Raw genomic sequence first — 19,493 nt, forward strand, 5'->3', positions numbered from 1 at the left:
AATGAAAATTATTAGAGCAGAGCCATCACTTCAATATCAATTTCATGATGAAAGTTTCGGACTGCTCGAAAAAATTCTAATCAAATCAAGGCGAGAAAGGCCCGATTTTAATCGGAGAATGTTTGACGAAGACTTTGCTAGAATTTTTCACATATCCAATCACCACACGGACAACCTCTTCGATATAAGCTCAAGTGATGACAAACTCACGAATCGCCTTTTTGGCAATGTGAGGACACAATATGAACCTTACTCGATTGATGAAACAATTCGCGAAATGATTGAGGATATTGCTCAATCATTGCTCTGGTTTGGCGAAGCCCATTATTTCCTTCGAGATGATCCAAGTACAGAAGAAACCCACATCACTGGGTTTAGTTCGGAAAGCATCTTTACTCTCGGCAGAGTATGTTTTCAGTTTTTACCTAAAAGATACGAAAGACATTGGAGAAGAGATAACAAATTACTTGGGCGAGAACTGCGCCTATTGAATAGAAAAAAACTTATGTGCTTTCATTTGCCGAAATCAATCAGGAGGATGCTATCTTCACAAAATTCCATTTTAGGTAGCCTAGATAAATACCAACATGCAAACATGGAATTCCTCCCGAAAGTGACTTACGGTAACCCGAATCCTCACAACGACTTCAATTTTCTAGCTTGGAGTGAAACTCACGACTTTGCTTTGTATCAAGCCACACGCAAAACTGGTTGGAATGGCAGAAAATACGACTCAGAGAAACGATCCGACTTTTTCGATTGCCACCGCCTGATCAAGTTTAGAAGAAATCAAGTGGTGTTACGTGATCATATTTTGGCACAATTAAGCGATGAGCTCACAAAGGTAGGCAAATACTACATACCAGAATTCAAAATTGCAGTTTTGCCTACAAAAACCTTACCTTCGGTCAAAGAGCTCGACGAGTTAGAGTCTCGGCTCTCGCGAGAAGAAGCTGGTTTCACGGAAGTCATGGACTTCTGCTTCAATAAATGAATTGATAACCTAATCGTTTTATTATTTTACCTAAATTTTTGAAGCTGTATGTTTTATTAATGCTGGGCAAAGTCGTAGATTGTGAACGTTTTGCGATGCCGCCTCACTGGGACTATCTCAACGGCCACTATTGGCACGATAACGACGGTCAGGCCTATGTCGTTGTTAGTGAATATTAAACCTCCGCTTAATCTGCCATTTTCAAGGTATTACCTGCTTTTTTCCTAGGTTAAATGAGTTTTTCTAACTTGGTGTGTCTAATGAGCAGTTGCACCACTTTTGAGTTTTTAGTGCGTCAGTATACTGATCCACACTACAAACTAACCCTATGAACTCAACTAGATTTCCTTTGAGCCTTGGTTAAGACAAGTCTCACTATGCACAGCTACGCCAAATCACGACTAGGCTTAGCTCGACAGCCCATCGTGACTAGGCACTAAACCGCCCAGCAGGCGGTCGATTTCTTTGGCAGGCATCGGACGGTAGAAGAAGAACCCCTGGACGAGGTCGCAATGCATCTCACGAAGCAATGACAACTGCTCGACGTTCTCGACACCCTCGGCCACCACTTCCAATCCCAACCGATGACCGATGAAGATGGCACCCTCCATAATGGCCCTATCCTTCGGCTGTGTGGGAGCGTCGTGGATGAAGGAGCGATCAATCTTCAGGGCGGTGACTGGAAAGTGCTTGAGATAGCTCAGGGAGGAATAGCCTGTTCCGAAGTCGTCGATAGCAATGCGAAAACCGCGATGATAGAGGCGCCGCAGGTCTTCGAGGACGGTCTCTTCGGCTTCGATCAGGACATTCTCGGTCAATTCGATGCCGATATCCCGCGGACCTAAGCCGTGACGCTGCAGCGCGTCCTCGAAACTCTTGAGGGCACCGGTACGCACCAGTTGACGCCCCGAGACATTGATGTCGATGCGGTGCTCATGAAATCCCTTGGCACGCCATTCCACCTGCTGGCGGCAAGCCTCTTCGATGACCCAGTCGCCCAGACGATGGATCACACCAGTTCGCTCGGCCAGCGGGATAAACTCGGCAGGCGAGATCGGCGGGCCCTCGGCAGGCTTCCAGCGTAACAAGGCCTCGAGATTCTCAATTTGCCCACTGGTCGCCGAGACCAGAGGCTGGTAGTGGAGGGAGAATTCACCGTTATCCAGGGCTTCCTCGAGTCGCGCCGAGAGATAGTGCTGGCGAACCAGCTCATCATGGAGCTTCTGATGGAAGAAACGTACAGCACTCTGACCATCCACTTTGGCACGATTCTTGGCCACATCGGCATTACGAATCAATTCGCGTGACGATTCACCATTCTCTGGAAAGAGCGCCACACCCAGGCAGGCCGTGACCTGACGCTCCCGACCATCCAGGACAAAAGGTTCCCGAAAGACATTCTGGACATGGCGAACGACTCGTCTGACATCGGAGTCCGAATGGACACCGGGAAAGGCCAGCACGAATTCATCGCTAGAGACACGGGACACCAGATCAGTGACTCGCTGGCACTCTATCAGTCGCCGAGTCAGCTCAACGAGCAGGCGATCGCCCTGATCATAGCCAAGGGCATCATTGATTTCGACGAAGTGATCGAGGTCCAGGTAGATGGTTGCCAGGCCATTGCCCTGGCGTCGACAGGAATCCAACAGACTGTCCAGATCGACCTCGAAAGTCTGGCGGTTAGGGAGATGGGTGAGTCTGTCGAAATGGGTGGCGAATTCCAGGTCACGGTGGGCGCGCTTTTGGTCGGAAAGATCGACATCCACGCAGAACATCAAGGGTGAGTCGGTATGCTCATTGAGCATTAGATGCTGCGAAAAGACCGATACCAGTTCACCGGTTTTGTGCTTGAGCTCGAGTTCACCGGCGGGTATATCGACCCCGTCTTTGATCCAAGCAAAGTGCGCCTGGATCACCCCGTCACGCATGAAGGCAGGAATGATCAGATCTTCCAGTAACTGTCCCTGGGCTTCCTCAGCGGTATAGCCATAGAGACGAGTGCTACCCTCATTCCAGTAAATCACTCGCCGATCGCGATCATACCCCTGAACCGCCACCTTCGGCAGGCTCTCCAGCAGGGCGCGGAATCGCTGCTCACTCTCCAGATACTGGCGGCGTACTAACTCGACTTCTTCCCTGCCTGCACCATGCGAATCAATGCCATCAGTGGAAGGTGTCTCAGACACCTGCAACACGAGCGCACCAGAAAACTCCCTGCGGTTCTTATTCAGGCGTTCCGAATCTCTGTGATGTCGGGAATCGCTGGCAGCCATAGGATCCACTTAAAGAAAAGACACTGTCGAGAGCCATCATAATGGCAATAATAGTCACTTTGTTGTGATTATCCTACACCTATGTGTATGACGTAACCTACACATAAACGCCATCAGCGGTCTGATCCTGTTTTCAAAAAAAGCACTCTTTCTTATTACATTTCTTGACATATCTTTGCAGATCTTTTCATTTCTCTCCTGTTGACCGCGTTCTTACACCGGCAACACAGGGCAATTCTGCCCAGTTGACAGGAGAATACCATCATGAAACTCGATACCCTCAAGCACGGTTTCGATCCCACCTCCATGCCCGCCGACTCCCTAGCCGATTACTGGAATCCGGGAGTGACCGAGGCGCTAAAGCATCAGGATTGGGCGAAAACCGACATTCGGGAACGGATCGATCTGACCGCCTGGCAGGGGTTTGCCGCCGATCTTCCACGCGATCCCTATGTGAACCAGCGGTGGAAGCGGATGTCCTGGCTCGCCCTGAATGATCAGGGAGATGTCGAGGACATGGGCCAGTGTCCCATGGCCCAGGGGGGAGCCTTCAATGACGCGGAGAGCATGGCCGACCGCCTGCGGTACTATGATCCGCTGACTAGGGAATTCATGGCACGCCCGGATGTGAAGGCCTTCGTTCGCGCCTGGGCAAGGCTGTGGAGTATCGGTGCGCACGAACCCATCCTGATGCAGATCACCGGGGTTCGCGGGGAAGGCAGCATCGACCCCCTCCAGGGGCAGGGGATTCATGCCGATGGCTGCAAGGCCCTGAGCATTCTGGTCCTCAATCGAGAAAACGTGGCAGGCGGTGAAAACCACCTCTACGCGGACAAGGCTGGCACGCAACCCTTGGTCGATATCACCCTGGATCCGGGTGATATCCTTCATCTGAGCGATGACCGGCTATTCCACAGTGTCGACGGGATCGAACAGCTCAACAGCGAGGCACCCTTCGAGCGGTTCATCATCATCATCAACAGCCGCTTCGTGGATGACTTCCAGAACCGGATATTGCGTCGCCACTTCCCGGAAGCGGTCCTCAATGAGAGCCACTGACACTCTCGGTAAATTGAGAACCTAGCAACACAAACGCCCCCGGAACTCCGGGGGCGCCTAGCTGAACAGTAAGCGGATATGAGGCGTCATGGCGGGGTTAATGTTAATCGGTCTACGCCCACAAAGTTCTTGATCAGATTCTTGATAATGATGTTACAAAACAATAAAGCAACGCTAACTCTCAGTGCTATGAATATTACCATCGAGTGAGTCAAAGAAATGGCGGATCGCGTAATCTGGCAAGCCGCTGAATGCGACGTTATATCCGCATTGTCGCAACGTCCGCTTTTGGTAGCTAAGCCTGAACCTCGTAGGAAGCCTATTTGCAGGTTGCCTGCTGCAAGATGTTTGGAGCAAAGCTTTCTCACTCGCCCCAACCCGTCACACCTTTGAGCGCTAATTTACCAACCCTCTCTCTACAGACGCCATGGTGGCCGAGACAGGCAACACCCCCCGTTATGTAGTTGGCATCTGTTTGCCCACTCGGTTGTAGCCCGTGAGGAAGGGCGCGTACTCTAGGATGCCGCGTTTAAGTGCGGCTTCGCCAATGCCAGCCATCTAGCGATACATAACAATATACGGCTCTAAAGCGCTTGGTGAGTGGCTGTGTACTGCTAGCTATTGAGCTCAATCTTCAAGGCATCTGAAACGTTGAAACTTTAGACGATAAGACTCAGCCCGCTTAAGGTGCTTGTGCTAGGCTGAATTTAGTAGGGAAATGGGTAAAAAAATCGGCAGCATCGAGGAAGTTGGCGAAACATAAATGCTAAGTTTTAGGCTGCAAACGACCCTGAGCGGACATTCCGGGAAATGCAGCAGGCGCGCGAGTTTTGGATATATAGCCTAATGGAAATTAACATCTCAAAGAATCATAGGCTTGGGAGAATCTGGCAGTCTGCATTTGCCGGAAAAAGTGCCAGCAAGTTCATTCAATCATAGAGTGCACCGTCTAATACGCTGTTATACGAACTTTCAGTTTTACCGATATTAATTGGCAGCATAGGGAATTGTAAAACCTAATGATATTTTTTGAGCTTGAACCATCTGATATTTCAAATCTAAGTGATGCTGATCTAAGAGAAATGGTTGCTAGATTGTGTGAAGCAGAATTAATTAGCCAAGGACTTCAGCCTTCATGTGTTCTGTGGGGTGGTGCGCAAGAGGCTGCTGATGGTGGCCTTGATGTTCGAGTTGTTGATGCAATCCCGTTGCCAACTCCAAGCTTTGTAAGCCGTGGTAATACTGGTTATCAAGTAAAGAAAAATAGTATGAGTAAAGCTGCCTGTAAAAAGGAAATGCTTGAAAAAGGTAAAGTAAAAGCTGTTATAGGTGAGTTGTTAGCTAAAAAAGGCGCTTATGTAATTGTTAGTGGCAAGGATGATTGCTCGGATAAAATGCTGTCTGAACGCATTATTGGTATGAAATCAGCCCTCGAAGATTTGCCAAATAGTGATGCTCTTCTCCTCGATTTCTATGGAAGAGATCGACTATGCGCATGGTTGAGGCAGTTTCCTGGCGTTGCCTTATGGGTTCGCTCTAGGCTAGGGAAGCCTCTAGCTGGATGGCTTCCTTTTGGGAAATGGACTGCTACCCCGGCAAATCAAGATGATGAATTTTTATTGGACGAACATCCCTGCGTTATCGATTTAAATTCGCACCAAAAAACACCTATAGCGATTTCTGATGGAATCAGGCTTGTACGTGAAAGATTACTTAAAGCAGGTTCAGTGGTTCGAATAACCGGTCTTTCTGGAGTTGGAAAAACACGCTTTGCTCAAGCACTTTTTGAAGATGGTGTATGCGAAAAACCTTTGCCGGAAGCAAATGTAATTTACGCCGATCTTGGTGATGATCTATCCCCAACAGCATCTGAGCTTGTTTCATATTTAATAGCTAATGATTTTTCATGCTATGTGGTTCTGGATAATTGCCCGCCAGATGTTCATAGGAGACTGCAAAGGCAAGTATCATCAAATCAAGCTAAATTAAGTCTTCTTACTATCGAATATGACATTTCCGAAGATCGCCCAGAAGAAACGGAAGTAATACATATTGAGCCCTCAAGTGAGCAGACTGTTTCCAAACTTATTCAAAAAAGGTTCTCATCTCTAGGACGAGTGAATGCCGATAAAGTTGCAGAGTTTTCTGGGGGAAATGCGCGCGTTGCTATTGCATTGGCTAGTCGAGTAGATTCAGATGAGACGTTAGCAAAATTTTCTGATGAAGAGTTGTTTCAGAGGCTATTTAATCAAAGAAAAGGTGCAGCCGAAAGTTTACTTGAAAGTGCAGAGGTATTATCGCTAGTTTATTCCTTTAACGTAAGCACGCAAGAGTTTAACAATGAATTAAGCGCTCTTTCTAAAATTGGCGGGTTGGAGCGCAATAAATTAAATCGTAACCATGCAGAGTTATTACGGAGACAGCTATCACAGCAGCGAGGAAACTGGAGAGCAGTTTTACCGCATGCGTTAGCTAATCGTCTTGCACGAAGAGCACTTCAAAACATCGGTCCTGACCAAATTAATGCCGAGTTGTTAAAGGGGGATAATTTACGTCTATTCAAATCATGCTCTCACCGATTAGGTTATCTGCATGATTTTGAACCAGCTCGTCAACTCGCTTATACGTGGATGAAGGTTGATGGGCCATTTCACAACATTACAGAGTGTGATGCTGAGTTACTTACGGCTCTAACCCATATCGCGCCTGTTTTTCCAGATGTAGTTTTAGCTGCTATCGAAACTGCTTCGGAAACCCAAGGGTTCTGCTCTCGAAATAATCAGAATTTCTCTATTTTTGTTCAACTACTTCGAAAGATTGCATACGATGATCAGTACTTTGATCGCGCAGCTGTTTTAATTCTTCGTTTTGCTGAAACAGAAAAATATGGAGAAAATAACAATAGTATCACTAGTCAATTATCGAGCCTTTTTTCATTGTACCTCTCAGGTACACAGGCTACTCCGACACGAAGACATGCTTTTATAAAAAGGATGTTGGATTCCGGTGATGTGAGACAACTTGAGATTGTGCAGGATATTCTTGGCTCTGTTTTTCAGACTTCTCACTGGACCTCATTTGGAGGTTTTGATTTTGGTGCTAGAAGTAGGGACTATGGATGGGAGCCGAAAACTGATAAAGAAGTATTGGATTGGTACGTAGGTTTTGCTGAATTAATAGTGCCACTTTTAGATTCTAATAATGAACCCAGAGTGCACTGGGCAAAGGAGCTACTGGCAAACCATTTTAATGGTTTATGGACATACGCAGGTTGTTTTGACTTTCTTGACGGTATTGTTCGCAAATATGCTGTTGATGGTCAGTGGCCAGATATGTGGCTATCTATTAAAAAAACAATTCATTACAACGGAAAGAAGCACACTCCCGAATTATTGAAAAAAATTGAGGAGCTAGAAAGTTTAGCGGCACCGACTGATCCCTATTCTGAAATCGAAGCGTATGCATTGACTAACACATGGGACCACATAGAGGTGAGAAATGGGGATTTCACAGAAAATTCAGAAGAAATTCACCGTAAGATAGAAAAATTAGGGGTGTTAGCTGTATCCGAACCTGAGTATCTTGAAAAATTGGCACCAAGGCTTTGGAAGCAACATATCGATGCGCTTTGGCCATTCGGCAAGGGGTTGGCTAAAGGTTCATCCGATCAAAGATCAACCTTTGATACGCTGGTTCAGTTGATGCAAAAGCAAGAATTGCAATTAGTTCAAACTAACCTCTTTCGCGGCTTTATTGCTGGTGTTCATGCATATAATCCTGGTTTGTCACGGATACTCCAAGAGTCTATCTTGGTTGTACCTGAGTTAAAACCGTATTTCGTTGATATTCTGTCTGCAACGCCGATAGCACCTTGGGGTACAAAAAGGCTCATAGAATTAGCGCTGGCTGGTGAACTGGAAGCTTGGCGCTTCCAACAGATAAGTTATGGTCGAACTCATGAACCTATATCTGATGATGATTTATCAAAACTGCTTAGCGCAATTAATGATTTAGCTGATGGGATATTTGCAACCATTGAAATATTGAGCATGCGATTCTTGACTGACAAGGAAAACAACTATAGTCCTAGCTATGAACTAAGATCAGTTGGTAGGCTTGCTATTTTGAAACTTCTTTCAATGCACAGGGATGAAATAATCAGGCGACAGTCTCATGGACTGGACCGAGTTATTGAAAAGTGTTTATCAGAATCCACCACGGAGAATGAAATTCGCCATATTGTTAGCTTGCTCTGCGACGGCGTAGAGACATATCGCCTATATGGCTTCGAATTAGAAAATATCATAGCCCATCTGGTAAAAACCTACCCTGAATATGTATTGGATAGAGTATTCATCGATAGTGAGAACAGCGAACAACTTACGTATTTGCTTTTTAAAGACAGGGTCAATCGTAGTAGCTCTCCATTAAACTTAGCTCCAATCGAGCGCGTGTTAGATTGGTGTAATGGAAATCAAGATAAGATCCAGAAAGTAGCTGGTGCTGTTTCAGCATATACGTCCTTAGACAAGGAATCTCAGACTCTAGAAAACCCAAAGAAAGTAACTCTTAGTAAACATATCAGATCACTTTTAGATGCCGCAGAGGACAAAGTTGCTATAGTTGAAACTATTTTCTCCAAGTCCTTTCCTGGTGGGTGGTCAGGTTCACTTGCCGACATTCTTGAAGTTAGATCGAAGGCGTTCGCAGAGCTATTAAATCAAGACTTACCTGAGGTGAAAAAGATCGCAAAGGCTAAGCTTTCTCTTTTAGATAGGTCAATTAGAGAGAATAGAGGCCGCGAGTCGGACGAACACAACCAGCGAGAACAACGATTTGAATAACCGGCCTGCTTGTGTTTGAGTTTCGTATAACAATGCGCTCTGCGGCAAATTTTTCGCTGCGCTTCAAATTTGCCGCAGAGCGCGGCGTTAAAGCGCTATATCAGTGGCTCCTAAGAGGCCGCTCCTGGCCGGACAACGACGGCCCGAAATAGGCCGTCGTTTACCCTCATCAAACTTCTGTCTGTTCTGCCATTTCCAACGCGTCATCTACCTCTATGCCTAGATATCTGACGGTGCTTTCCAGCTTCGTGTGACCCAGGAGTAGCTGCACTGCCCTTAAGTTTTTCGTACGACGGTATATCAGCGAGGCTTTGGTGCGGCGCATCGTGTGCGTGCCATAGATTGACGCATCTAAACCTATTTCGGTGACCCAGGCTTTCACGATACGGGCATATTGGCGCGTTGAAAGATGCTTTGCGCTATTGATTCGGCTAGGGAAAAAGAAGTCTTCGTTTCTGAGTTGAGCAAGCTGTATCCAGTCCATAATAGCGATACGGGTTTGCTCGGTTATTTCGAACTGGACAGGTCGATGCGTTTTTTGCTGCATCACGATGGCTCGTGGGGATATGCATGCACCATGGGCTATATCGCGTAATCGTAAATTGACGAGGTCGCAGCCTCGTAATTTGCTATCGATGGCTAAATTGAAGAGGGCAAGGTCTCTCGTCTTTTTGGCAAGCTGAAGGCGCACACGTATGGCCCAGATATCTCGAAGGCGCAGAGGCGCCTTCTGCCCAACCAACTTGCCTTTATTCCAAGGGGTAGGTGTATAGGAGATTTCAGTCAAAACGTTCATGGCATGTTCCTCCATCAGGTGGAGGTCAAAGAATGGCTCAATTCATGCCCCTCATGTGCTAAGGTTAATTTATAGTCGTGGCTCGACCCAAAGCGGCCCTTCCGGCGAAAGCGGCATGCTGATTCAGCCGTGTTATGCAGCCGGCACGATAATCTCTGTTAGGGCAAGAAAGAGTAGGCCGATGGCAAACCGTACACCTGAACAAGACCTGATAGATCAGTTTCTGAGGCACCTAGAGACACACGCCGATGAAGATCTGCGCGTTGCCAAAATCATCAACAAAAACTGCCGGTCAAAGACGTACGCAGATGTCGAGTTCGAATCAGCCTCGAAGCTCCACTGGGTGATCGAGGCAAAAAGCGATGATTCCAAAGATCGCCACAACACAGTTCACAAAATTTTTGGCGAGCTTCTGAAAGAAACCGGTCGAACGAATCGTGATAGTTGTCGGCATGCGATCTTGATCCCGAGTAATGCCGTGAAGTACTACAGCGGGGCTTTCCAATCAATTCTCAGGGAAAAATTTCTGGGGTTCGGCAAATTGATTCCGATCGATACCGTATTCATTAGCAGCGAAACCGGAGTGGGTCAGCTTTCTTGGGAGGGGTTCTACGATGCATACTTGCCCTAACAAGCGGCATCACAGCGACCGCTTTTCCGCCGCTTCGCGGTTCCAAGCCGGCGCATGTGCCGGGCGTTAAAAGTTTCCTTTTGGTCGAGATGTTATGGATAAATCAGAGATAGCAATTTTTATCTCCCTGGGAAGCCTTCTGGTTTCTCTTGGCGGGCTTATTTTTTCGATCCATAGCTCTCGAAAAGCAAGACGGATAGAGCGCGCAAGAGTGTACGACAAGGTTTACCATGATGCTTCAGATCTTTTAGTTTACAACTACAAAAAGAAGATAGAAGAACCATACAGGTCGAATGATAAATTTCTAGAAAAGGCAGTCAATGATTTCGAAAATGCTCATTGGCTAGAGCAGATGTATGGATTTAACATTTATTACCCAGAGGGCGTTGAATCAGAAGAGAAAAAGCGAGATTACCGTAAAAAGGTAAGCGATGAGTACTACAAGCATCAACATGAAAAGCATGTAGACTCATTTGCTGAAACCATGAAAAAACGTTCACCTGTATTCAATCTAGAAAACCAAGAGTACGCTGAAAGATTTAATCGGCTTGTTGATCACGTTACGCACAACCTTTCTTACTTTAGCCCTCCAGTTGTGGAGTGCTGGGAGAAAATGAGGTTGCTAACTCCTGAAAAGGTACGCAATGAGTATATTTCGTTGAGGCGGGTAAACGAGTCCGCATGCGAGCCCGTAGAAGAACCAATTGAAGACCCTTATCTTGGCATTCTTCTAATAATACGGCACGAGTATCGGGAACTAAATAAGCCACTCAAGACAAAATGGGCGGAGCTCTGGTTTAATATTTCAGCTACCCGATACCGTATAAGACGAATTTTTAACAAAAAAAGGCAGTGGGACGTGTAACCACGCTCCTGTTTTTGACGTTATGTGTAAAAGGAAGTTATGAGCCGAAAACAATTTATAGAAAGCATTGGTGCCACATGCGCCAACTGGAATTGGAGTTGGTCATTCATCAATGAATCGGAAAAATTAATAATATTTGGTGTTTGGGATGATAGGGCAATTGGTGATCACTGGCTTATATTTACATATGACTGGGAGCGAAAAGAAAGTGGTCAGAAAAATAAGGGGTTTCAGCAATCCAGAGATCACCTGTCGCTTATAGAAAACGAAGGTTACGACCTGCTAGTTTTTAGGATGTTTGCTGTTGAAGGTAGCGATCCAATAAAAATAAAGGACTTTGAAAGAAAGTTGTTACCGAAAAAGCTAATGAGAAGAGGGAATGACTGGTATGCAACTGAAATTGTGACCAGTATTCTGCCTGAAGAAATTCTGGATTCTGAGAATCAGTATCTTGAAGGTACAAAGAGCACAGTCACAGTAAATAGCTATGAGAGAAACCCTGAAGCCAGAGAGAGATGTATTCAACATCATGGGTGTTATTGCGCAGTTTGTGGGTTCGATTTTGAAAAATATTATGGCGTTCTGGGCGCTAACTATATTCATGTACATCACCTGATACCTTTAAATGAAATCAAGCAGAAATATTCGGTTAATCCGGTCACAGATCTAATCCCAGTATGTCCAAATTGTCATGCAATGATTCACAGAGGTACAAAAACCATCTCGGTCGAGAGCTTAAAAGAACATATTGATAATGCAAGAAAAAGCACATAACAAGCGCTCGTAGATTGACGCGGCTTCGCCGCGCAACTGAAGTGAGCGTTATATTTTCGTTCGAGTAAGACCTATAGACGTGAAAATATGAACGATATCTTTGAAAGTGTTGAAGAATTTGAAAAACGCTTAAATTTGCCAGACGGGTTTTATAAGAAGCTGGTCAATGAAGACGATTGGTCTTTTATTATTAAGCTTAGTGCTCTTTTTGAGGCTGCTTGCACACATGCGCTTGTAACTAAGTTAGATAAGCCTGAATTAGAAACGTGCTTTTCTCACTTGGAGCAAGCTAATGCACGGTATGGAAAAGTAGTCCTACTAAAAAAGATGAATGTTTTATACGCTGATCAAGCCAAATTTCTGGAAAATCTTGCGTCTTTGAGAAATAAGATGGCGCATGACATCTCTAATGTAGGGTTCTCTTTAGAGGATTACGCAGCTCAGATGGACTCTAACCAGAAGAAGTCGTTTGCGAAATGGGCTGGGCATGGCATTTATCCCGAAATAACCATTCAAGGTAAGACCATAAAAAATATTGATTTTGTGATAGATAACCCGAAGCTGTCTTTGTGGCTCACTGCCGCTGAGATCTTGGGTTGTATATATCTTGAAGTCGACCAAGCAATATACCTGCAAAATACGGGGGTATACAGGTGGCTAAAAAACATAACAAGTGCAGGCGAGGGACGCTCCTGACGTCGCGCCCCTGCTGCAAGCATTATAACAGAGACGACTAAAAGGCAGCTTCTGGCCGATAGCGACTAAGCAAACTTTGGTGATACAGAGTTGCATATCCGAGAATCATGGCACTGAATGCATCTGTTGCCAGGGAGAGAATTGCTTAGCCTGTGCTGTTTAGGTGTGTTGTTATTATCTGTATCAATCTGATGGTCGAGAGGAAATTGAACTGACGCCTGATAGCGCCATCGAAGGAAATATCAGATAAAGGTCGGCTTTTGCTGACAAGCTATTACTACCCGTTCTTGCAGGATTGGGTCTTCGCGGAGAACTTTATGGACTACGAACATGCAATTGTGAAATTCGAAGACGGGATTGGCACCCTGTTCTGCAACGGCTGCGGCATTATCATCGCTGAGGGTACCCAGCATGAGGATAGAGAGCACTACTGTACCATGTGCATGAGCGGCAATTGTAAAGCAAAATTCAAAGACGGAAACTGACATTCCCAGCCCGCCACGCTCCGCGTTTTAGGGAATGGGGCGTGGAATAGATGTTGTGAACATCATTAATCTTAAAACTCTTTAACATCCGCTCTTGGCCGAAAGAAGAATACTAATGCATAGGTTCTGTCGATCCAAAGCGGATTGTTGAGTAGGCTGCTGGCACGTTGACTGGAGTTATTCTGGCGAGATGCTTGATTCATTTTTTTGTTAAAGCAGATTAGATGGAGGTGGTATGCTGCATAATGCATGCAAACGTGCTGGCACGTTTGCCCAATAATAGAATTGATAGTCTAAAACCTGTTAGGCCGCATAGTTATCTTTGGTTGAGATCCGTCGACATGTCAGAGTACACACGAGGCGACATCATTTCGCTCTGGGGCGTTCAAGAGTCCCTCCTTCAATCTTACCGACAAATCTATCTTTCATCGCAGTCGATACTTGTTGCTGCAGCCTTTCTTCTTTTGGAAGTTCAGAATCCGTCGACTAATACCGATATCTCTCGGGTGATGATTGTTCTACTCGGTCTCGCTACACTTTTTCTATGGATCAAGACTACCGCACATCGAAGGAAAGCAGTTACATATGTTCAAGCTCAGCTGCTTGAAATCGATTCAGGTGGTAGTGTGGCAAACCTTTATCTTCACATGCAGCAGCATATGAATAGTCAGCTCAACGACACTAGATCGATCGAACGCTTCACAGAGCTGGTCTTAGCGGCAAAGGAAGACGTATGGGTGGGCAAGCTCTTACAGTCACTACCCTATCTGTTTGCCTTGGTCTGGGTGTACGTCGCTAGCGCCTATTGGTTGATATAGATGAAGCTAATTTCTCGATCCAGTGTTGACTTCTTGATCGATCACCCAGGATCTGTACTTGCACTTTGCATGAGTCAGTCGGGAGGGCAGGTGCTCCTGGTACAGGTTGCTAGAGCCGGACAAGGTGCAGCACTTGAAGTGCCTGGCGGGGTCATCGAGCACGGGGAGTCGCCAGAGGCGGCCTGCTTTCGCGAGGCTCGGGAGGAGGCCGGCTTTCTTGTTACTCACGCAGAACCATTATTGACCCTGACGACATCGGCCGGAATTACCAACGAGTTGGTACACATCTTCCATTGTAAAGGTAACTTGGTGGAATGCGGGGAGTACGAATCGAGATGGTTGCCACTAGCGGACGCGCGCGCACTCATTAGAAGCGGCAGAGTCGTAACTTCTACTACAGCGGCCGCATTGCTCTTCCTTGCAGGTTCAGCGTAACTATTTCGCTCAATTGCCGCAAGCCACAAAACTCTAGATAGCTCAAATGTTATATCAGCCCTTACTGAGCGTCCGCTCTTGGCCGAAACAGGAATGCTCGTGCTTAGGTACTAACTAACCAAAGCGGCTAACCTAGAAAGGCAGTAGGCGCGCGAATATTAGAAATGAAGCCTAATATAAATTGGAAATATTCCTATCAATACACTAGAGAGACTTCAGTGCGCTACGTTTGCTGAAGAACCTTGACAGCATGTTATCCAATCTTAGGGTTGGCAGTCTATTACCTGTTATAAGAAAGGTAGCCATGGAAAATTTATCTAGGAAGTTAAGCGAAATAGATGAACTGGAAACATGGAAGGATCATGTTCAAGGGTTATCGCGATACCAAAGAGCCCAAGCGTATAAAGAGGCACAGTCTTTGTGGGTTCACAGGATGATTCGCGAGCATAAGCTCTACTTGCACCCTAATATAATCACACAGCTTGAAGGTCAAAACTGGCTGCCCAATGATTTGCAGAAACGAATGATTTGGGCCAGTCTCATTGGCTCAGATGAAAGCTATAATAGTAAGCAAAGAATGTATAATATAAAAGATAGCCTTATTAAAAAGCATGGGCGAGACTGGTGGGAGGATGTTTATTCTCGTCTAAAACATGTGTATGCTGCTAAAGAAAGAATAAAGAAAATTCACTCTGGACCAGCAGTGTCAGCCTTTATCACGAACACATTCATTGGTAGCGAAGCAGCCAATAATGAGCGGCTTAAAGCTTTAAGAATGATCCCGCGAATATGAAAGCTGTAACAAGGCCAAGTGCTCGGCAAGCCCTTTTTGGCGGCGTTACGGCTCACGCTATAGTCAGGTTAAGCAATTAATGACCAGGGAAATTAATATCGTTCATGGTGACTCAAATGAGTAGCAAATTAGATGCTCTTGGTGTAGAGATAGATTCGGCGGCTGAGAGCAAAAATGTATCTGCTCTGACTGCATTGATGGAAAAGTGTGACTCTATGATAGAGTCTGAAGATCCTCATTTAAGGCCTATAGCTCTTTTCTATAAGGCAAATATTTATAGCTCACTAGCTGCTTTAAAATCTCATGATCCTGAATATGCTTGGAGTTGGTATCAAAGTGAAAAAGTTCTAGAAATATTGAATTTACGAAAAGCTGTCTCTGACCCAAAATTCCCTAGTTTAGATTCTATAATTCAATGTAAAGTTTATACAAATCTAGGAAATAGTCTTAATCAATTTGGAAGATTTATAGAAGCAATTAAAGCTTGGGATTACGCACTTTATTTAATGCCTAATTTTGCTATGGCTCTTGGAAATAAAGGAGTCGGCCTTACCGATTATGCTCATGCTCTTTATGACTATGGTCATGCAGGCATTTTGGTTGCTCATGCTGTTGATGAACTCAAGGGGGCAATTTCAAATGATGCTCTTTGGGACAGCGGATTGCATCCTGAAGCTGAAGAATCATTTAGGAAAAAATGCCTTAGTGCTGAAAAGTATCTAGAAAGAATCGAATATAGCGTTGATTTTGATCTAAACCAATGGCCAGTTGGGGATAACAGAAAAGAAGTAGAATATCGCACATGGTGTTTAGATAATAATCTTTTTTTATCGCCATTGAACGATGTTACTAAACTTTCTGCTTCTGCTAAAGATGTTCTTCATCTTCCAAGTCACACGTATAACCTTGATGAGGAAGCTCGGTTTCCAAATTATTTCAATATTATGAAGCAAGAGTATGTTACTGCACGTTTTATGCTCTTTGAGTCGCTCGATTATTATAGCGAACATGCCTCAGACATAAACGTACTTCTGATGGATGGTTTCGATGGAGCTCAGTTTAACTATAGAGTTGAACAGCTAAAGGTAGCTTTTCGTTTGGCATATTCGATATTTGATAAAGTGGCATTTTTCTTGAACGATTATTACAAAGTTGGATTAAAAATAAGTGCTGTTAGTTTTAGAAAAATATGGGGTCAAAGGGAAAGTAAAAATTTCGAAATTAACTCTTGCTTTGCTGGAAGCCAAAATTGGCCTCTACGAGGACTTTACTACTTATCTAAAGATCTTTTTGATGACGATTTTGATGATGTGGCTTTGCCAGAAGCGAAAGACTTAGCTGCATTAAGGAATCGTATCGAGCATAGGTATTTGAGCTTGCAAACTTATGAAGCTCCGGTTAAAAATACTGACATCCATTCCTATATAAGCATTGATGAGTTTCATTTAAAAACTATAAAAATCATGTCAATGGCAAGAGAAGCCTTGGTATATTTGTCTCTTGCTATGCATAGGGAAGAGGAAATAAGAAATATAGATAATGAAAAGGTATCCATTCCTATACAATCATTGCCAATCGAACGCTTTTATGAGTAACAGTTAAGTGTTTACATTTAGCGAGAAGTCTATAACAACGGTTTACCGAGCCAATTTCTGATGGGTGCTTTTGTACGGTCTTTTAACAAAAAAGGTGACAGCGGAAATTTGCTCCGTAAGGAGGCGTTATATCAGTGTTACATAAAAGACCGCTCTTGGCCGAAACAGGAATATTCATTCTTAGGTGCTATTGATCCAAAGCGGCCATTCGTGGCAATACAGCAAGAGCGCGAATTTTGGTTATATAGCCTAATGGAAATTAATAAATTTAAGGATCATAGGCTTGGGAGAATCTGGCAGGCTGCATTTGCCGGAAAAAAGTGCCAGCGCGTTCATTTAATCATAAGATAGGCAGTCTAATACCTGTTAGGCAATAGTTATGGCTCCAACATCAGTAAGTCGCAGGATCAAGAAAAGTATAGAAGCTTTTTCTGACAAGGACTATGAAGGCTCGTTCGTTCATTTGTTTCCTGCCATCGACAAGACTGCGAAGAAACGACGATCTAAAGATGGTGTCGGCTCTCGTATTAAGAGTTTCATCTCTGATGAGGAAGCCCTAATAAGCGGCGTGGCTACAAATAACGTTTTCAAGGGTATCAATGTGGATGGTGTTGATTTTCCTACCGCCATCTACAAGTTTGGACGGACATCGATTGTTCACGAAGGTGAGCTAGATGAACGCCTTCAAATTAACGATGGCAGCGGGCTGCAAATAGGGCACGTCTGGAGCTTGCCCCCTTCCTATTTAACGGGCTTCATAGTCGCAGTGGTTCTTGCACCGGAAAATGCGGGCGAAGGGATAGAAAAAGAGCTCAGTATTCAGCTTTTTGGACAAACTTATCAGCTCAATGAGCTATGGGGGAAGGTCGAGGTCATAAAACAAAAAATGTGCGAACTATGGCAGAACGACCGCCTATTCGACTAAGTTGCCTAACAAGGCCAGGCACGGCGAGTAGACTACTCAAGGCAATTCCCAAAGTTTCCCTCCCTTGGACAGTATTCCGCCACCTGACGGGAGAGAAGCCGCTGAATCTGACTGCTCTGAGCTGGGATATGGCCTTTACCAAACACTCGGACTGGGCATATGAAAAAGAGTGGCGTGTTCATATGCCGCTACTGAACGAGCCACCGGGCGATGGCTACACTCTCCTTAACGAGCACCCCAGCGTATTTGGAGCGGTGTACCTCGGTTGCCGCATGACCAACGAGGACAGAGGTCGCGTTCTGGAGGCCGTCGTGGAACACATCCCGCATGCACAAGCTTTCCAAGCCAAAAGAAGTGACGCTTCGTTCGATATTGCATTCGAAGAAGTCTAACAACGGCGTTGAGCGGGCGGCGGAGATGCATGGCGGCGCTTCGCGGCGACTCTGGGGACGCCTCCGCTCACGCCCAGCGTTAAAGCATAATGTCAGTGACCTCTAAAAGTCAGCTTCTGGCCGATAGCTGAAATACACAAAATGCTGGTTTGTTAATCCCCAAATTAACCCCATGAACTCAATGAGATTTCCAGTTACCCTTGGTTAACGGAGGTCTCACTATGAACAGTACACTCAAAACACTACTTAACGACGCCGGGCTCATCCCCCAAGGTGCGCTTTCACCCCTAAGCGGTGGAGATAGTGCCGCTACCTACCGGTTAGGCACGGATGCTGGTGAGGTAGTGGTAAAGAGGGATAACCCAGCTCGGCTGGCGGGTGAAGCAGATGGGTTACGAGCCCTCGCGAGTGCTAACAGTGGCTTGATTATCCCAGCGGTGCTCGCCCAAGAGGGTGAGTGGCTGGTTATGAAGGCGTTGGAAACAGTTTCCTATCGGCATGGCTGCGCTGAGTCATTGGGGGAGGGGCTGCGTAGGCTGCATGGGGTCACTGGCAAAGATTACGGTTGGCCCCATGACAACGCTTGTGGGCGAACCCCTCAACCGAATACGCCGTTGTGGGATGGGCGTGTTTTTCAGCGCGAGCGGCGTTTGCTGCCGTTAATTGATGTTTGCTCTGCCAAGGGGCTGCTGGGTAATGCCTTGCGGCAACGCCTTGAAACTATCGCCCATGGGCTTGAAAGCTGGCTGCCAGATGTTCCCGCTAGTTTGGTGCATGGTGATCTATGGTCGGGTAATGTGCTATGCACTGCCCAAGGGGCCGCGGTTATTGATCCCGCTGTCTATCGCCATTTTCCAGAGGTCGATTTGGCGATGTTAACCCTCTTCGGATCACCCGGTGAGGCGTTTTTTGAAGCATACTGGAATGGCAACGCGCCCGCAGATTGGCCAAGGCGAGAGGCGCTGTTCCAGCTTAACCCGCTGCTTAATCATCTGCTCCTGTTTGGAGGAAGTTATCGAGCGGCTTTGGAGAACGCGGTGATTGGGCTAGAGGCTTACCAAGCTTAGTACCACTAGCTCGACTTTTATTACCTCTCGTTTGGCAGAGGGCTTACT

Annotated in this window: 17 protein-coding genes; 15 read left to right on the forward strand and 2 right to left on the reverse strand. The window is 45.7% G+C overall.

Annotation, left to right across the window (positions count from 1 at the left end):
* Position 1 precedes the first annotated feature (1 nt).
* Positions 2 to 994 (forward strand): hypothetical protein, encoded by a 993-nt coding sequence (locus MLE19_RS03695; RefSeq protein WP_240716707.1) that lies wholly within the window; start codon positions 2 to 4, stop codon positions 992 to 994.
* A 407-nt stretch (positions 995 to 1,401) separates the two neighbouring features.
* Here the strand turns inward: MLE19_RS03695 and MLE19_RS03700 are convergent, their stop codons facing one another.
* Complete coding sequence (locus MLE19_RS03700; RefSeq protein ID WP_240716708.1) at positions 1,402 to 3,270, reverse strand: putative bifunctional diguanylate cyclase/phosphodiesterase; 1,869 nt, start codon at positions 3,268 to 3,270, stop codon at positions 1,402 to 1,404.
* 264 nt (positions 3,271 to 3,534) lie between these two features.
* On the opposite strand from MLE19_RS03700, the gene MLE19_RS03705 reads away from it, so the two are divergent.
* Together MLE19_RS03705 and MLE19_RS03710 are read left to right on the forward strand one after the other, a co-directional pair.
* Positions 3,535 to 4,329 carry a 2OG-Fe dioxygenase family protein gene (locus MLE19_RS03705; RefSeq protein WP_240716709.1) on the forward strand — a complete coding sequence of 265 codons (795 nt, stop codon included), beginning with the start codon at positions 3,535 to 3,537 and terminating at the stop codon, positions 4,327 to 4,329.
* A 1,019-nt stretch (positions 4,330 to 5,348) separates the two neighbouring features.
* Positions 5,349 to 9,173 (forward strand): hypothetical protein, encoded by a 3,825-nt coding sequence (locus MLE19_RS03710; protein WP_240716710.1) that lies wholly within the window; start codon positions 5,349 to 5,351, stop codon positions 9,171 to 9,173.
* A 169-nt stretch (positions 9,174 to 9,342) separates the two neighbouring features.
* On the opposite strand, the gene MLE19_RS03715 is transcribed toward MLE19_RS03710, so the two are convergent.
* Entirely contained in the window at positions 9,343 to 9,969 is a 627-nt protein-coding gene (locus MLE19_RS03715; RefSeq protein ID WP_240716711.1) for a tyrosine-type recombinase/integrase, read from the reverse strand.
* A gap of 181 nt (positions 9,970 to 10,150) precedes the next feature.
* On the opposite strand from MLE19_RS03715, the gene MLE19_RS03720 reads away from it, so the two are divergent.
* From MLE19_RS03720 to MLE19_RS03770, 12 genes are all read left to right on the forward strand, one after another.
* On the forward strand, positions 10,151 to 10,600 hold the full coding sequence (locus tag MLE19_RS03720; protein ID WP_240716712.1) for a hypothetical protein: 450 nt from the start codon (positions 10,151 to 10,153) through the stop codon (positions 10,598 to 10,600).
* 94 nt (positions 10,601 to 10,694) lie between these two features.
* The gene (locus MLE19_RS03725) at positions 10,695 to 11,465 is read left to right on the forward strand and encodes a hypothetical protein (RefSeq protein ID WP_240716713.1); all 771 of its coding nucleotides are present in this window, start codon (positions 10,695 to 10,697) and stop codon (positions 11,463 to 11,465) included.
* Positions 11,466 to 11,504: 39 nt separating this feature from the next.
* Positions 11,505 to 12,239, forward strand: coding sequence for an HNH endonuclease (locus tag MLE19_RS03730; RefSeq protein ID WP_240716714.1), 735 nt, complete (start codon positions 11,505 to 11,507; stop codon positions 12,237 to 12,239).
* Between the two features lie 87 nt (positions 12,240 to 12,326).
* Entirely contained in the window at positions 12,327 to 12,935 is a 609-nt protein-coding gene (locus tag MLE19_RS03735; protein WP_240716715.1) for a hypothetical protein, read from the forward strand.
* Positions 12,936 to 13,252: 317 nt separating this feature from the next.
* Positions 13,253 to 13,420 (forward strand): hypothetical protein, encoded by a 168-nt coding sequence (locus MLE19_RS03740; RefSeq protein ID WP_167520875.1) that lies wholly within the window; start codon positions 13,253 to 13,255, stop codon positions 13,418 to 13,420.
* Positions 13,421 to 13,761: 341 nt separating this feature from the next.
* Positions 13,762 to 14,238, forward strand: a complete 477-nt coding sequence (locus MLE19_RS03745) for a hypothetical protein (protein WP_240716716.1) — start codon at positions 13,762 to 13,764, stop codon at positions 14,236 to 14,238.
* Positions 14,239 to 14,673 carry an NUDIX hydrolase gene (locus MLE19_RS23210; protein ID WP_425356791.1) on the forward strand — a complete coding sequence of 145 codons (435 nt, stop codon included), beginning with the start codon at positions 14,239 to 14,241 and terminating at the stop codon, positions 14,671 to 14,673. It begins immediately after the preceding gene.
* A gap of 304 nt (positions 14,674 to 14,977) precedes the next feature.
* On the forward strand, positions 14,978 to 15,466 hold the full coding sequence (locus MLE19_RS03750) for a hypothetical protein (RefSeq protein ID WP_240716717.1): 489 nt from the start codon (positions 14,978 to 14,980) through the stop codon (positions 15,464 to 15,466).
* A 116-nt stretch (positions 15,467 to 15,582) separates the two neighbouring features.
* Positions 15,583 to 17,061 (forward strand): LA2681 family HEPN domain-containing protein, encoded by a 1,479-nt coding sequence (locus MLE19_RS03755; RefSeq protein ID WP_240716718.1) that lies wholly within the window; start codon positions 15,583 to 15,585, stop codon positions 17,059 to 17,061.
* Between the two features lie 379 nt (positions 17,062 to 17,440).
* The gene (locus MLE19_RS03760) at positions 17,441 to 17,986 is read left to right on the forward strand and encodes a hypothetical protein (protein WP_240716719.1); all 546 of its coding nucleotides are present in this window, start codon (positions 17,441 to 17,443) and stop codon (positions 17,984 to 17,986) included.
* 128 nt (positions 17,987 to 18,114) lie between these two features.
* On the forward strand, positions 18,115 to 18,378 hold the full coding sequence (locus MLE19_RS03765; protein WP_240716720.1) for a DUF2971 domain-containing protein: 264 nt from the start codon (positions 18,115 to 18,117) through the stop codon (positions 18,376 to 18,378).
* 221 nt (positions 18,379 to 18,599) lie between these two features.
* Positions 18,600 to 19,445 (forward strand): fructosamine kinase family protein, encoded by an 846-nt coding sequence (locus tag MLE19_RS03770; protein WP_240716721.1) that lies wholly within the window; start codon positions 18,600 to 18,602, stop codon positions 19,443 to 19,445.
* The last annotated feature ends 48 nt before the right edge of the window (positions 19,446 to 19,493 follow it).

This window comes from Vreelandella neptunia (assembly GCF_022489065.1).
Classification (GTDB): Bacteria; Pseudomonadota; Gammaproteobacteria; order Pseudomonadales; family Halomonadaceae; genus Vreelandella; species Vreelandella neptunia_A.